Annotated in this window: 17 protein-coding genes; 3 read left to right on the plus strand and 14 right to left on the minus strand. The window is 36.8% G+C overall.

Annotated elements, in window-relative coordinates; all coding sequences use genetic code 11:
- Positions 1-127: 127 nt before the first annotated feature.
- From BLR86_RS10230 to BLR86_RS10240, 3 genes are read right to left on the minus strand one after another with little or no spacing between them, the layout of a single operon-like run.
- Positions 128-1,393, minus strand: a complete 1,266-nt coding sequence (locus BLR86_RS10230; protein ID WP_090760956.1) for an FtsW/RodA/SpoVE family cell cycle protein — start codon at positions 1,391-1,393, stop codon at positions 128-130.
- Positions 1,394-1,400: 7 nt separating this feature from the next.
- Positions 1,401-1,808 carry a PadR family transcriptional regulator gene (locus BLR86_RS10235; protein ID WP_090760958.1) on the minus strand — a complete coding sequence of 136 codons (408 nt, stop codon included), beginning with the start codon at positions 1,806-1,808 and terminating at the stop codon, positions 1,401-1,403.
- Between the two features lie 2 nt (positions 1,809-1,810).
- Complete coding sequence (locus BLR86_RS10240; RefSeq protein ID WP_090760960.1) at positions 1,811-2,344, minus strand: sigma-70 family RNA polymerase sigma factor; 534 nt, start codon at positions 2,342-2,344, stop codon at positions 1,811-1,813.
- A gap of 186 nt (positions 2,345-2,530) precedes the next feature.
- Between BLR86_RS10240 and BLR86_RS10245 the strand changes: the two genes are divergently transcribed.
- Entirely contained in the window at positions 2,531-2,983 is a 453-nt protein-coding gene (locus BLR86_RS10245) for a YrvL family regulatory protein (RefSeq protein WP_175492842.1), read from the plus strand.
- Between the two features lie 67 nt (positions 2,984-3,050).
- Here BLR86_RS10245 and BLR86_RS10250 read toward each other — a convergent pair whose 3' ends face one another.
- The 5 genes from BLR86_RS10250 to BLR86_RS10270 all read right to left on the minus strand — a co-directional run bounded on the left by BLR86_RS10250 (position 3,051) and on the right by BLR86_RS10270 (position 6,083).
- Positions 3,051-3,632, minus strand: a complete 582-nt coding sequence (locus BLR86_RS10250) for an ABC-2 transporter permease (protein ID WP_090760964.1) — start codon at positions 3,630-3,632, stop codon at positions 3,051-3,053.
- Positions 3,633-3,645: 13 nt separating this feature from the next.
- The gene (locus BLR86_RS10255; RefSeq protein ID WP_090760966.1) at positions 3,646-4,293 is read right to left on the minus strand and encodes an ABC-2 transporter permease; all 648 of its coding nucleotides are present in this window, start codon (positions 4,291-4,293) and stop codon (positions 3,646-3,648) included.
- Entirely contained in the window at positions 4,290-5,153 is an 864-nt protein-coding gene (locus BLR86_RS10260) for an ABC transporter ATP-binding protein (protein ID WP_090760968.1), read from the minus strand. Before BLR86_RS10260 ends, BLR86_RS10255 begins: the two co-directional genes overlap by 4 nt.
- A 7-nt stretch (positions 5,154-5,160) precedes the next feature.
- Positions 5,161-5,532, minus strand: a complete 372-nt coding sequence (locus tag BLR86_RS10265) for a GntR family transcriptional regulator (protein ID WP_090760970.1) — start codon at positions 5,530-5,532, stop codon at positions 5,161-5,163.
- A gap of 197 nt (positions 5,533-5,729) precedes the next feature.
- Positions 5,730-6,083 (minus strand): hypothetical protein, encoded by a 354-nt coding sequence (locus BLR86_RS10270; RefSeq protein WP_090760971.1) that lies wholly within the window; start codon positions 6,081-6,083, stop codon positions 5,730-5,732.
- Between the two features lie 172 nt (positions 6,084-6,255).
- Here BLR86_RS10270 and BLR86_RS10275 point away from each other — a divergent pair, with 172 nt between their 5' ends.
- A complete protein-coding gene (locus BLR86_RS10275; RefSeq protein ID WP_254782290.1) occupies positions 6,256-7,704 on the plus strand; it encodes a GMC oxidoreductase in 1,449 nt (482 codons plus the stop codon).
- Between the two features lie 225 nt (positions 7,705-7,929).
- Here BLR86_RS10275 and BLR86_RS10280 read toward each other — a convergent pair whose 3' ends face one another.
- Together BLR86_RS10280 and BLR86_RS10285 are read right to left on the minus strand one after the other, a co-directional pair.
- On the minus strand, positions 7,930-8,739 hold the full coding sequence (locus tag BLR86_RS10280; RefSeq protein ID WP_090760975.1) for an inositol monophosphatase family protein: 810 nt from the start codon (positions 8,737-8,739) through the stop codon (positions 7,930-7,932).
- 26 nt (positions 8,740-8,765) lie between these two features.
- Entirely contained in the window at positions 8,766-9,266 is a 501-nt protein-coding gene (locus BLR86_RS10285) for a YbaK/EbsC family protein (protein ID WP_090760977.1), read from the minus strand.
- 375 nt (positions 9,267-9,641) lie between these two features.
- Here BLR86_RS10285 and BLR86_RS10290 point away from each other — a divergent pair, with 375 nt between their 5' ends.
- Positions 9,642-9,953, plus strand: a complete 312-nt coding sequence (locus BLR86_RS10290) for a winged helix-turn-helix transcriptional regulator (protein ID WP_090760979.1) — start codon at positions 9,642-9,644, stop codon at positions 9,951-9,953.
- A gap of 60 nt (positions 9,954-10,013) precedes the next feature.
- On the opposite strand, the gene BLR86_RS10295 is transcribed toward BLR86_RS10290, so the two are convergent.
- From BLR86_RS10295 to BLR86_RS10310, 4 genes are all read right to left on the minus strand, one after another.
- Positions 10,014-10,667 carry a carboxymuconolactone decarboxylase family protein gene (locus BLR86_RS10295; RefSeq protein ID WP_090760980.1) on the minus strand — a complete coding sequence of 218 codons (654 nt, stop codon included), beginning with the start codon at positions 10,665-10,667 and terminating at the stop codon, positions 10,014-10,016.
- A 96-nt stretch (positions 10,668-10,763) separates the two neighbouring features.
- Positions 10,764-11,396 carry an FMN-dependent NADH-azoreductase gene (locus BLR86_RS10300; protein ID WP_090760981.1) on the minus strand — a complete coding sequence of 211 codons (633 nt, stop codon included), beginning with the start codon at positions 11,394-11,396 and terminating at the stop codon, positions 10,764-10,766.
- 593 nt (positions 11,397-11,989) lie between these two features.
- On the minus strand, positions 11,990-12,265 hold the full coding sequence (locus BLR86_RS10305) for a hypothetical protein (RefSeq protein ID WP_090760983.1): 276 nt from the start codon (positions 12,263-12,265) through the stop codon (positions 11,990-11,992).
- The gene (locus tag BLR86_RS10310; protein ID WP_090760985.1) at positions 12,265-12,978 is read right to left on the minus strand and encodes a pirin family protein; all 714 of its coding nucleotides are present in this window, start codon (positions 12,976-12,978) and stop codon (positions 12,265-12,267) included. Before BLR86_RS10310 ends, BLR86_RS10305 begins: the two co-directional genes overlap by 1 nt.
- Positions 12,979-13,098: the final 120 nt, after the last annotated feature.

Raw genomic sequence — 13,098 nt, forward strand, 5'->3', positions numbered from 1 at the left:
ATCCGTATGATTTTTTCAAGCTTTTACAAGTTAATTATATCATACCTTCTAAAAAAGCGTGCTTTGACAAGGAAAAGAACTCTGGTTAACAGGATTAGGCTGTTGTCAGAGTTCCTTCTATGTTCAGCTAACGTACACATACCAAATCTTTACGGCGATAAACACTTAACACAACACCTATGATCACGGCATTCAGAACCGTTGGCATCAAACCGTAACTCATGAATGGCAAAGACATCGATGTTAATGGGAATAATCCCAAAGCCATACCAATATTGCTAACTAGCTGCACACCATAAAGGGCCAATCCGCCAATCAGAAGAAGCCTTCCATAGGAATCCTTTACCTTTGGAAGGATAACCACCATTCTAGCCACAAAAAGGGATAGGATTGCCACTAGTACGATCGCAAAAAGCCAGCCATAGTAATAGGTAAAGCTCACAAAAACCAAATTTGTATGTGCTTCAGGAATAAACTCCCCCGATGTAGTACTTCCAAACCACCCAGCTTTTGACAGGAATTCCTGGATCTTTAGAATGGTGAATCCAGCACCATCAGCATAGTTTTCTGGGTCCAAAAAGGCAAGAATTCTTACCATCTGATATGGTTGTACCAATTGCCAAACGAGAAAACTAGCAAGTACGATTGATCCCACTATTGCCGTCGAGATTGTTATAATCACTTTCCTGCTGAATTTACTCCACCAAAGCATTATAAATACCATCACAAAGTAAATATAAGATATGGGTATACTCCGTAATGAAAAGAATAAAAACATTGGGATACAAAGCAATAGAACAAACTGCCAAATTTTAAACTTTTCATTATTAAAAAACGCCGCCCATGCAAGAAAAAATAGCGGTACAGCCATCATGCTTTCGATGGTAACAGGTCCAAGCTTAAAAAGCGGCAGACCATTAATTACGACATTTGGGAATTGTAAGATAAGCAGCAAGAAAATACCCAATATATAAAACAACCAACCATGTTTTTCCCATTTTCGATAATCAATCAACATCAAGATGGCCACTGCAGCAATCCCAACAATGACTATAAGTATCTTAAAAATTAAAAAGTGACGACTTTCCATATAACCCAGAGATATCATAGGTAAGAAACTAAGTCCTAAAGCGACGGCTAATAGAATAACCAGCCACCAATCCACCTTTGGGCGATGAAGCTTATTCATCTGGATACCCAGTTTGGTCGGACTGCCCATTTGCTCGACCGCTTTTTCTTCCGCCTCACCCTCGGGTAATCCTTTCTCCACCCATATCCTTTTTGCTTCCTTTAAATGATAATTTAATTCGTTCGCCACATAATTTTTGGCTTCCTTTGACCGTATTTGGTCAGTGACCTCATTTAAGAAAATCTGTTTTTTATTATTCGTCAATGATCGCTCACCCCTCAAATAATTCCTTAAATACAAATCGTCGTTTTGTTCGCTTTTGTTCGGCTTTGTTTAATAACTTCCTACCTTTATCTTTTAACCAATAATATTTGGCTCCAGTTTTATCCCATTTAGTTTCGATGCAGCCAGAATGCTCTAAGCGATGTAACAAGGTATACAAGAAACCTTCATTATTTTCAAATTTTTGAATCCCCCGCCCTCGAAGAAGCCCGGTTAATTCATGCCCTGTTTTTTCTTGAACAAGAAGCTGCATAACGGCTAACAAAATTTCCTCATCGCTTACTTCCAATTGGCTTATTTTTTTTCGTATTGCCTTTTGGTGCTGCTCTGAAAAACTCAAGCCATCGAATGTCCTTTTATCCATTTCTTTCTTTAAATTCTTTAAACGTTCCTCCACACCTATTCCTCCAATTCTGCTTTCAGAAGTTCTTTGGCCCGTCTTAGTCTGGTTTTAACGGTATTCACCCCTGCATCAATTACCAGTGCGATTTCTTTGAGCGGCAGTTCTTCATAATAAAAGAGATAGATCACTTCCCGATATTTAATCGGAAGTGTCATAATCGCCGTTATTAATTCATCATCATCTTCCTTTTGAATCACTGCCTGCTCTACTAGTTCTCTTTTGGTACCATTACTAGGTAACTCTTCACCCGCTATCACGACATTCCTGTTGTACCAGCTTCTGTGAAAATCCTTGCAATGATTGATGGCAATCCGCCACAGCCATGTTCTTAATTTAGATTTCCCACTATATGTATGGAGGCCTTTATAGCATTTAACGAAGATATCCTGCGTTAAATCCTCCGCAATCGCTCTATTATTCACATAGGAATATGTCAGCTGTAAGATCTCTTGTCCATATTGATGCATAATCTCATCCATTAAGAGTTCTTTATCCTCTGATAAAAATCCATGTATACTCAATTCTTCCACTTCTTTCACTCCTTCCTATAATTAGACGATGTATCCGTTTAGGAAGTTTTTAAGATCTTCTTTTTTTCAAAAAAAAGAAGCCTAGCATAAGTTAACCTTAAAAAATTATCAAGACCTAACCTTTCGTACTAAAAGGTAAATAAGTGTTAATATGGAAATATCTATATTTTTTAGGAGTGTATAATTTTGGACAGTGAGGATAAGTCGTTTAAAGAAGAAACAGTAGGTAAGAAGTTTTTGATCGTGACTGTTATTTCAGTATTAATTATTTTTCCAATTGCGTTTGTATTTGGTATCTATTATTTTGGTATTTTAGGTGTTTTTAATTTATTGGGAGTGGAATACGAGTCTTTATACTCTTTATTTCTATTTGTAATCTTTTATTTTCTTCTTGGTTTAATTGGTGAGATTGTGATAAAAGCCTTAATGATATTGGTTTCAGCATTTTCTATTAATAATATTGCTACTATGTTAGTTGAGTTTTTGATAAACTTTTTAGTCAATTGGTCCATAATTTCTTTTTTAAATCTCTTGATGCAATCAATTCATATTAGCATGGTAACCCAAGTTATAGCAGCGTCTATAATCGCAGTGATTGAGATTACCTTAGAAAATTACACTAAGAAGAAACCTAGTTAATTAGTCTTATTCCATTAAATACCCAAAGGACGCTTTCTAATTAAAGAATGGCGCCCGTTTGCCCATTTTACGATATTTCTTTACCCTTCAGGATCTTTGTTGAAAGATAGTACGATAAACCGAATAAGATAACCGAAATGAATAAACTCGGGTGAAAATGGATCTCTAAGAACCCTGATGTCTCCCGAATGGTGATGATGAAAATGATCAAGGCAACGGGAATAATCATTCCTGCTTGTTTAAAAAATATTCCAACCGGCAAATAAATCGCGCTAAAAAATAGGAACAGAAAAAATATGGTCATCAATAATTCAAATGTAAAAAATCCCATTCCTTGATCCATAATAAAGGCAAGGAATGTTGTAACTATCGTTGCGAAGAAAAACCAGATAACCACAAGAAGATATATTGCCCTAATATATTCGTTCTTCGTAATGGGTAAGCTAAAGATGGTCCGCTTTACTTTTTCGTGTTTTTTAGGATCGATGGAAATTCTAGTTAGGCCAAATGTTAAATAAAATATCCACATATAATAAGGATGAATGAAATTCGGGCTTGCTATAAATGCAAGGAAAAACATTGCTGGGGTGATCATCATCACTTCCCAAATTTGGATACTCCTTATGTTCATCTTTATTACATTAAGCATATGTTAGTCCCCCTTACAAATCCTTTTTCTCAAAAATAACAACTGACAACTTATAAGAAGCGATTGTAATCATCATGCTCACAAGAATAAATAATAAGTAGAACAAAAGATTCTCCGTAAGAAATTGATCTAACTGTAAAATCCTGTCATTTTCGTCATACATTACCGTCGAGAAAGTTATCCCGAAAAAAGCCAACGCGGGAATACCCATCGTGATTCCTGCCGCCACTTGATAACCAAATACAAAATATAGAGGATAGAAGACAGAGATGATGATGAAGGATGAACAAAGCGATAAGACCAAACTAACGATCGTTCCCCAACCAAGAGTATTATTTGTCCATATAAAAATAAGAAAAGCAATCGTACCGTAACTGATTAGGCTAATCCCCCACCACATGAATGCAGCATAGTATTTCGCTTGAATTAGGTTTTTTCTTGTAACCGGAAGGCTCAATATCAGCTTTAGCCCCTGTCTGTTTGAAGCAGCCGCGCCAAAGTTGGAATATACAGAAAGCCAAATGGAAACATACGTAACATAAATAACGATATAGTTAACACTATTTAAAGAACTCACATAAAAAGGCATAATAAATAACAATGGAAATAGATAACCAAATAACCTTTGCGTTTGTAGATCTTTTAACAGTAACTGCTTCATAAGGTAATCCCCTTTACCGTGTAATACATGATGTCTTCGAGCGTAGGTCGCTCGACATGGACGCCTTCGGGAAGTAAGGGCTTAGCATTACGTACGTCGGTAATGAGCGCTTCAATACTTACATCGCTTTTTCTCATACCCACTGGATTGAGGCTTTGGATCTTCTCGGCAAGTTCTCTAGGTCCCTTCACAATCAGATAATCTTCAAAAATAGCTTCCTTTTCCTTACTAAAAATGATTTCTCCATTATTAATAAACGTTATGAAATCAGCAACCTGCTCTAAATCAGTCGTAATATGGGTCGAAAAGAAAACCGATTTCTTTTCGTCCTGGATGACTTCAAGGAGAATATCAAGCAATTCTCTTCTGAAAATGGGGTCAAGACCAGCCGTCGGTTCATCCAAAATAATCAGTTCGGGATGATGGGCCAGAGCAATCGCGATTGCAAACTTCATTTTCATACCTTTCGATAATTGTTTAACTTTCTTCTTTAGTGGCAGATCAAATTTTTTTGTATAGGTATAAAATGTTTCGTCATCCCAGTTATTATAAAAAGGCGCAAAAATCCGCTTGTTTTTCTCCAGCGAAAACTCTTCATAAAAATGACTTTCATCATAAACGAAGCCAATTCGTTGCTTAATTTCTTTCGTGTTTTCCCTGTGCGTCATTCCAAACAAGTTTATTTCCCCTGAATCGATCTTGGCTAAGTCCATCAAGCAGCGAATCAACGTGCTTTTTCCAGCTCCGTTTGGACCAATCAATCCCATAATATAGCCTTTTTTGAAATCAAATGAAATATTGCTCAGTTGAAAATCTTTGAGCCTCTTGGAGACACCGTTTACTTCCATGATATTTTCCATATTTTGATCACTCCTCGTACAGCAGCTTAAGTATTTGAATTAATTCATCCCCACTAATATTAAAAGCCTTGCTATGTTCGATAATTTCACTTAACTTCTCTTCAATTAGCTTTAGTTGTTTTTCTTTTAGCAACTCGTGATTTTGGGATGCAACAAAGGAACCTTTTCCAGGAAAGGTTTCAATAAACCCTTCCTTTTCCAATTCATCGTACGCCCTTTTTGTTGTAATTACACTGATTTGTAAATCCTTTGCTAGTTTGCGGATAGAAGGCAGGGGCGTTTTCTCTGCCAGATCTCCCCGCAAAATCTGCTCCTTAATCTGTTCTTTGATTTGGTTATAAATTGGCTGATCATTACTGTTAGAAATGATGATATTCATCTAAACACCTACATTTTCCCATTAACTTAACTGTTAATAACGATTATATACGGTATGAACACACTTGTCAATTGGTGCAAGAAATGGATAGTGGTTTATATCCCTGATTCGAGTAAAGGAGTTTTAATCAACAATAAAAAGAGCTGCCAAAATGACAGCCCCGAACTTACGCTAACACACCAATTAGCTTAATAGGATTAGATTATCTCCCTAATTATTCGTGTTATCCCCCAAAATACAAAACGGTATACAAATGCAAGGACAGCAAACAAATAAGCAAATTCGAAAAGAGAGAAGGGTTCATAATCGATTAAATAAGAATTAACAAAAATTAACATTAAAGACAACAGCTCCATTAAAGAGTCTTTAAATCCGTTTTTTTCGTACAAGTACTTCGTTTTGTTGAAATTAAAGACATCTTTAATTCCATCGCTTAAAAATCCTTTGACAATGCCTAAAACTATTAAATAAATTCCCATGGCAGGTCCATAGTCTATATTCACAATCTGTGTTATTAAACAATAAATCATGGTGAATAGAAGTAAATACACTTTGCTCTTCCCCTCTCTTCATAGAATAAGTAAGGTAAAAAAGTGAGTCACACCCATTTTATAGGGGGGTTACGCTGCTTTTTGATAATTATGACAAACCCTAACATATTGTCCTAGCTGTACTTCATATCTTTAAAATGGAATAAAGTTCATGTACAGAGGAGGGATGATTTTGGTCGTTAAGTATAAGGGGAATTGGATCCCAACAAAAACGGTGGAAGAAATGGCCAAGACTGATTACGATGTCCTTATCGTAGGATCAGGGCCAGGAGGGGGAGCAGCACTATACCGATTGTGTGAACTTTGGAAAAATCAAGGGGCAAAAAAAATTGGGATTATTGAGAAGGGAGATAAACTATTCCATTCACACGCGCTCAATATTCCTACCCAAAATTCTAGTACCGAAAGAGACCAGCTGCTTCCTGACAATTCAACCCCACTTGGCAAGCGCTTGCCACAATTTTCCGGAGCGACCATGGTATATGCCCTTGGTGGGAGGTCCTTATTTTGGAATGCGGCGACTCCTAGGCCTATTCAATCTGAACTGAATAAATGGCCGATACATCGCAGGGAATTAAATGTCTATTATGGCATGGCAGAGAAATTATTACATGTTACAAGGGACTATGCAAAAGGTTCATCGATGCAAAATAAACTTATGAAACAGCTTCATGGCGAAGGTATTCTAGAAGCAGATGATATGCCGCTCGCTTTCGATATGACACCGTCCCGGCAAGGAGAAGTCCATTCAAATCCATGGTATAGTTCAATCAATGCACTCGCGGCTGCCATGTTCGACCGGCCTTATGACCTGGCGGTAAACGCTTATGCATCCCGCGTACTTACATCAAATGGGAGAGTATCTGGCGTCGAAGTCTTTACAGCAGACAAGAAAGCCCACACAATACGTGCAAAAAATGTGATTGTATCAGCGAGTACTTTAGAAACTCCACGTTTACTGCTCAATTCCGGAATTCAGGGGCCTGCAATAGGTCATTATTTAACCGGACATGTCTCGATTATTGCTGTAGGTACAATTAGTAGAAGAAAATTTTCTGATAAACTTGGCAATTTAGCGATTTTGAAATTTGAGACCAGCGATTCGCCTTATCAAATTCAAATTCTTGGGCCTGATCAATATTTTTCATACCAGCAATTCGAAGATAAGGAATTAAAAGATCAGCTCATAATAGCCTTTGCTTCCTTCGGTAGAGTTGAACCTCGTGCTGAAAATAGAGTATTTATTGATCCGTCTGCAAAAGATGAATTTGGTGTACCATTACAGCAAGTTCAGTATTCTTTAAGTAACAAAGACCGGCAAACAGCAGACCTAGTAGCAAAAGGAATTCGAGAATCCGCAGATGCAATGGGTGTGACTCTGATGGAGGAAACTATGGCTGTGAGGCCGCCTGGTGCTGACATGCACGAAGCGTGTACATGTAGAATGGGTGAAGATCCTGCTACTTCGGTGACAAACCGTCATGGTAAAGTACATGGTGTTGAAGGTTTATTTATAGCCGATAATAGTGTCCTTCCTAGCCTAACATCAGCGGGCCCAGTTCTCTCAAATACTGCTTTAGCTATAAGACTAGCCGATCACATTGTCCGGCAGTCCGGATGAGCTTTTGCTGCCTAAGTTCTTTAGAAAAATGAACAGATTAATGGTGTTTTCCATTTAGTTTTTCTTTAGAATTAGTAAAGTATAAAGCTGGAAAAATTCATATTTTACTATCAGCTAAAAAACTCGCACTTGGGGTGCTTATAGACAGCCCAAGATCCGAGTTTTTTTAATTAATTTCATAGCGTCATGATGATAGGAAGAAAAATCCCACCACAAATCTACTATTTACTTCTTCCCATTTTTCAAATAATCATGAATGATTTCTTTCTGGATAGCAGGATGGCATGTTAAAGTTGCTTCATTCATCAACATATTGACGGGATTCCCATCCAATTTGGTTGTAACAGCCCCCACTTCATTGGCAATAATCATTCCTCCTGCTATATCCCATGGCGCAAGTTTCTTGGTCAAATAACCATCGACAATCCCTTCTGCAACATATGCAAGTGCTAAAGCGGCACAGCAATACGATCTTGCTCCGCGAATTTTTTCCACTAACAATTGCATGACACGCTCATCAATTACTTCATTTTCACATAACAAATAATGATTAAAATCAAGAATTGATTCTTCAAGCGTAAGATTTGGGACTAAATCAGGTAATCTTTCACCATTTTTATACGCTCCATTGCCCCTCAAAGCTGTGTAAAGATTACCAGCCATACAATCATAGACCAAACCAATTTCACCAATTCCGTTTTCAAAAATCCCAATCGAGATAGCGAAATTTCTTTTTTGCTTTACAAAATTCATCGTGCCATCGATAGGATCCACAATCCAGACGACGCCGTCTAATGTTTTTAAATCCTCGCCATAGCCTTCTTCACTAAATAAAAAATGATCTGGGAACGTGCTCTTGATATTTTTTGCCAGAAAATATTCTGTTTCTCTATCAATTGCTGTAACGAGATCCTTCGGATTTGATTTTGTCTCAACTATCAATGGATCATTTATTTTCTTGCGGATTAATTCTCCCGCCTCTAAAATCCATTTTTTAGCATGACGGTAGATCACTTCACGTCTTTCTTCTTTCATATTATACCTCGCAAATAATACTCTTTTTAACTAACCTTCTCTTCTTGCTCAGACTCTTTCCAACCTTTACAAACATCTACCCATTCTTTTGCATATGAATAACGATAAAGTTCCTCATTCGTTAGTTCAATCGCTGAATTGGCGCTGCCACATGCTGGGAAAAGAGTATCGAACCTTTTCATTGAAACATCTAAGTAAACATCTAGCTCATTTTGTAATCCAAATGGGCAAACTCCACCGATTGCATGGCCGGTCTGCTCCAGCACTTCTTCCGGAGTCAGCATTCTGGCCTTGAACCCAAAGGTATGACGAAATTTCTTGTTATCAATTTTCACATCTCCGGCAGCGACAATCAAAAGGGCTTTTTCCCCTTCACCTCTAAAAGATAATGTTTTTGCAATGCGGGCCGGGATAACCCCAATTGTTTCGGCTGCTAAATCCACTGTTGCACTTGAAGTGTCAAATTCCATCACATCTTGTTCTTTGTCCCATTGCCTGAAATGGGCTTTTACACTTTCGATTGACATCCTGTCCATCCTTTCCTAATTGATATTATGGAAAATAATAACACACTTTAGTTAGGAAAAGCGAAAAAATGCTTACTACTCCATTTCTTGTGTAGCGGCTGCATCTGCTTCTTCTTGTCACCACACAACCTAGTTTTATCTACTCAAGTATTAAAATCCCTATGGTATTTTTGTTACTAGGTAACTTAATATAACCATATTAACTTTTTTAAATATAGCTATCAATTTATATGTGTCAAATTCGTGAACGAATAAGAACAGATTCTATTTAATTTGGTAATTTTGTCCCAGTAATACTTTATTTTTATATTTGGTTTTGCTAATATTAAAATAAAGTTATTAATAATAACCAAGTAACCTTAGGGGTGTTTATAGATGGATACAGAAAACAAATTATGCAGCAAAGTTGAAGAGTGCTATCACATTATGGGTAAGAAATGGATTGGCCTCATCATTCATACATTAATGGAGGAGCCAAAACGGTTTAGTGAAATTCATTCCTTTATACCAGATTTAAGTAAAAGAGTATTAAATGAACGGATGAAAGAGCTTGAGGAAAATGGAATTGTGTTAAGAAATGTCATTGCAGACCGTCCGGTACGGACCGAATATTCGTTAACAAAAAAGGGTACAGAACTTGGCCGATCACTCAAAACTTTAGAGGAATGGGCAGATAAATGGTTATGATTAAAAGACCTCTCTACTTTTCATAGAGAGGTCTTTCATTTCATTTTTTAAACCTTTTCGTTATTCACCATAGCTTTGAATTAAATTTGCAAGATGAGCATATGCTCCACCGGCAAGCAAAGCGGACGTAACCAGTACTGCTTCACCAAGCTCCTCATTTGTACTTCCAAGCTTTATTGCATTTTTCGTATGGACATCTATACAATATGGACATTGAGTTGCATGAGCAACGGCCACAGCAATGATTTCTTTAAACTTTCCGCTCAACGTACCTTCCTTCATCGCGGTTCTACTAAAAGCAGAATAACTCCTAAAACCCTCGGGGGCGAATTTATTTAATTGAATAAGATTTTTAAGATTTGATCGTCGATAAAGGGAATCATCTGCTTCCGGGTCCATCGCATTATGTATATGTGTACTATGAGTTACAACTCCACCAGCTTCTATACCAGCTACGACAAAGACTGCTTCCACTAATTCTTCTAGTGATGCTCCTTCTGCTTTTGCACGACGAGTATGTGAATCAATACAATAAGGGCATTCTGTTACATGGGCAATGGCAACCGCTATGATTTCTTTTTCCTTTTTACTAAGTACGCCTTCTTTCATCACTGCGTTATTAAATTCAGAGAAAGCTTGCAGCTGCTCTGGCGCTAATTCTTTAAGTTTACTAAGATTTTTTAGATTTTCTTTGTCATATAAATGGTTGGTCACAATAAACACCCTTTCATTCTAGTCCAAAACATAAACTAAAGGAGCTTGGTATCCAAGCTCCTTTAGTTTTATCTATTATTGTTTATTTCATTAAAATTAAACAGCTACCGGTGCTAATTTTTTTGCAACTTCTTTTACTTTTTCTAAACCTTCAGCAATAATCGTTTCAGCTTGAGCTGGCATCATAGCATGACCTTCAATAATCACTTCGTCTACGATTTCCATACCGAATACGTGGCCAACTACGTTTTTAATATAAGTAGCAGACATTTCCATTGGTGCTGCTTCTGGTGTTGAGTAAACGCCGCCGCGAGCACTTAGAATGATTGCTTTTTTATGTGTCATTAATTGGACTGCTTGACCATTTTCATCGTACTTGAAAGTGAAACCAGCTTGGTATACATAATCAATGAACGTTTGTAATGGTGCTGGAATTGTTAAGTTCCATAATGGGAATGCGAATACAACTAAGTCAGCAGCTGTAAGAGCATCCATTGCTTTTTGTTTTGCTGCAAGAAGACGTTTTTCTAAATCAGTCATTTCCTCGCCAGATTCTAATTTACCAAAAGCGTTGAATATATCTTGACCAAAGTAAGGCATATCTTCAGCGAAAACATCAAAAGTTGTTACATTTACACCTTCTAAGTTTTCCATAAAAGTTTCATACATTTTACTTGAAACAGCTTCGGAAGCTGGACGATTATTTGCTTTAACTACTAATACATTCATTTATATAAATCTCCTTTTTATCTTAGGTTTTAATATCTCTAAATAAGATATCTTTAATTAATAATATATTAATCTAGTATTATTGTCAATGAAACACTCTTAGTAGTTATTTCCTAGTTTTCCTTTTTGTTATGAAAAAACTCTCTTATAATTCATTGTTGATTTTCGTGTAGAAAAATTTTTAAGCGGAGAATTTCCGGCTAATGTCGATAGTGAAGGCTTAAGGAGCAGATATAAGCGGAGATATTCCGACTAACTGTTCACAAAAAGACAAAAAGCCATCGTTTTGGAGCGTATAACCGGAAAAACTCCGCTTATTTTAAGGGAAATATGGGAATTTCCCGAAATAAACGGAATTTCTCCGCCTATTTTTCAAATTGAGTGAAATCAACATTTACCTTTAACACAGCCTAACTTTAAAATGGACGTTTTTAAATAACTTTATTATCAGTCAACACTCCTATCATTGTGTTGATTATTAACAGGTTGCACTAAAATGGACATACAAAAAAACCGAATAACGGACTTTTTTGTATGTCCATTATTCGGGTTATCGTTCATTTCCCACTTTTTATATTCATTCCAGTGGGTAATCACTGTATCGGATAGACCGTTTTATTATCTGCAAGGATTACCAATAGTTTTTCCTCGGGTTTAAAACTTACTTTTGCATCAGAGGAGTAATACCAAGTCTTTTCTTTTTCCCTTGCTTCAAATATGTTTAATTCATCCTGAAAATTTAAAACTGTCAAAGCAGTTTCTTTATCAACAGGTAAGGAGATTCGCCAACAATCGTCCTGCTTTTCAATCGTGTAATTAGTAGTTTGGCATAGCAATCGGCTTCCTATAGAGTGACGAATCATTAACATTAAAATTCACCCCCAGGCAAATCAATTAATAAAAAGAAACTATCCTGATTCCCCTGAATCGTAATGTCATGAATTTCAGTGATCCGGGCCGCATCCTGGGATTTTAAAATCAAATCCTGATTAATTGAAATTTCCCCTTCTATGGTAAAGATGTAAATCTTCCTGCCTTCTTCCTGTTGAAAGTTTAACGTCTTATTACCGTCTAACTTTGATAAATAAAGGGTTAAGTCTTGATGAATTCCTGCCACTCGCTCAGAGGCAGTGTGAGATATTACAGGTAATAAGTTATTTTGTAATTGTTCAACATCATATGAGATATCTTCATAGGAGGGTGTTAACTTTTTTTCATTAGGTGAAAACCAAAGCTGTAAAAATCGGACTTCTTCATCATTGGAAGCATTGAATTCAGAATGAAGGACTCCCGTTCCAGCACTTATTCGCTGTATATTTCCATAGCTAATAATTCCAGAGTTCCCCAAGTTATCTTCATGTTTAAGCTGCCCCTTTAATACGATAGAAACAATTTCTGCTTCGCGATGCGGATGAATGCCAAAGCCGCGTCCACCTTCGACGGTGTCGTCGTTAAAGACACGCAGTGGACCAAATCGGATATTAGAAGTGTCATAATATTCACCAAAAGAAAAACTTAAATTACTCTCTAGCCAATCATTTTTTACTGTGTATCGTGTACCTGCGGGATAAAGTTGAATCAAATTCTGTCACTCCTTAGTCATGAATATCGGGCTTTATTACTTTCTTCCAAAACAAAAAGTTGGAAGATATAACAGGATTTCTTCTGCTATATGCTCCAACTCTTTCTTACCTAAAATTTC

The organism is Bacillus sp. OK048 (assembly GCF_900103525.1).
Lineage (GTDB): Bacteria > Bacillota > Bacilli > Bacillales > Cytobacillaceae > Neobacillus.

Coding starts and splice junctions, on each gene's coding strand:
- BLR86_RS10300 (WP_090760981.1), bottom strand. CDS start 11,396: ATGAATGTATTAGTAGTTAAAGCAAATAATCGTCCAGCTTCCGAAGCT.
- BLR86_RS10255 (WP_090760966.1), bottom strand. CDS start 4,293: ATGAAGCAGTTACTGTTAAAAGATCTACAAACGCAAAGGTTATTTGGT.
- BLR86_RS10290 (WP_090760979.1), top strand. CDS start 9,642: ATGGATACAGAAAACAAATTATGCAGCAAAGTTGAAGAGTGCTATCAC.
- BLR86_RS10265 (WP_090760970.1), bottom strand. CDS start 5,532: ATGAATATCATCATTTCTAACAGTAATGATCAGCCAATTTATAACCAA.
- BLR86_RS10250 (WP_090760964.1), bottom strand. CDS start 3,632: ATGCTTAATGTAATAAAGATGAACATAAGGAGTATCCAAATTTGGGAA.
- BLR86_RS10305 (WP_090760983.1), bottom strand. CDS start 12,265: ATGTTAATGATTCGTCACTCTATAGGAAGCCGATTGCTATGCCAAACT.
- BLR86_RS10280 (WP_090760975.1), bottom strand. CDS start 8,739: ATGAAAGAAGAAAGACGTGAAGTGATCTACCGTCATGCTAAAAAATGG.
- BLR86_RS10285 (WP_090760977.1), bottom strand. CDS start 9,266: ATGTCAATCGAAAGTGTAAAAGCCCATTTCAGGCAATGGGACAAAGAA.
- BLR86_RS10260 (WP_090760968.1), bottom strand. CDS start 5,153: ATGGAAAATATCATGGAAGTAAACGGTGTCTCCAAGAGGCTCAAAGAT.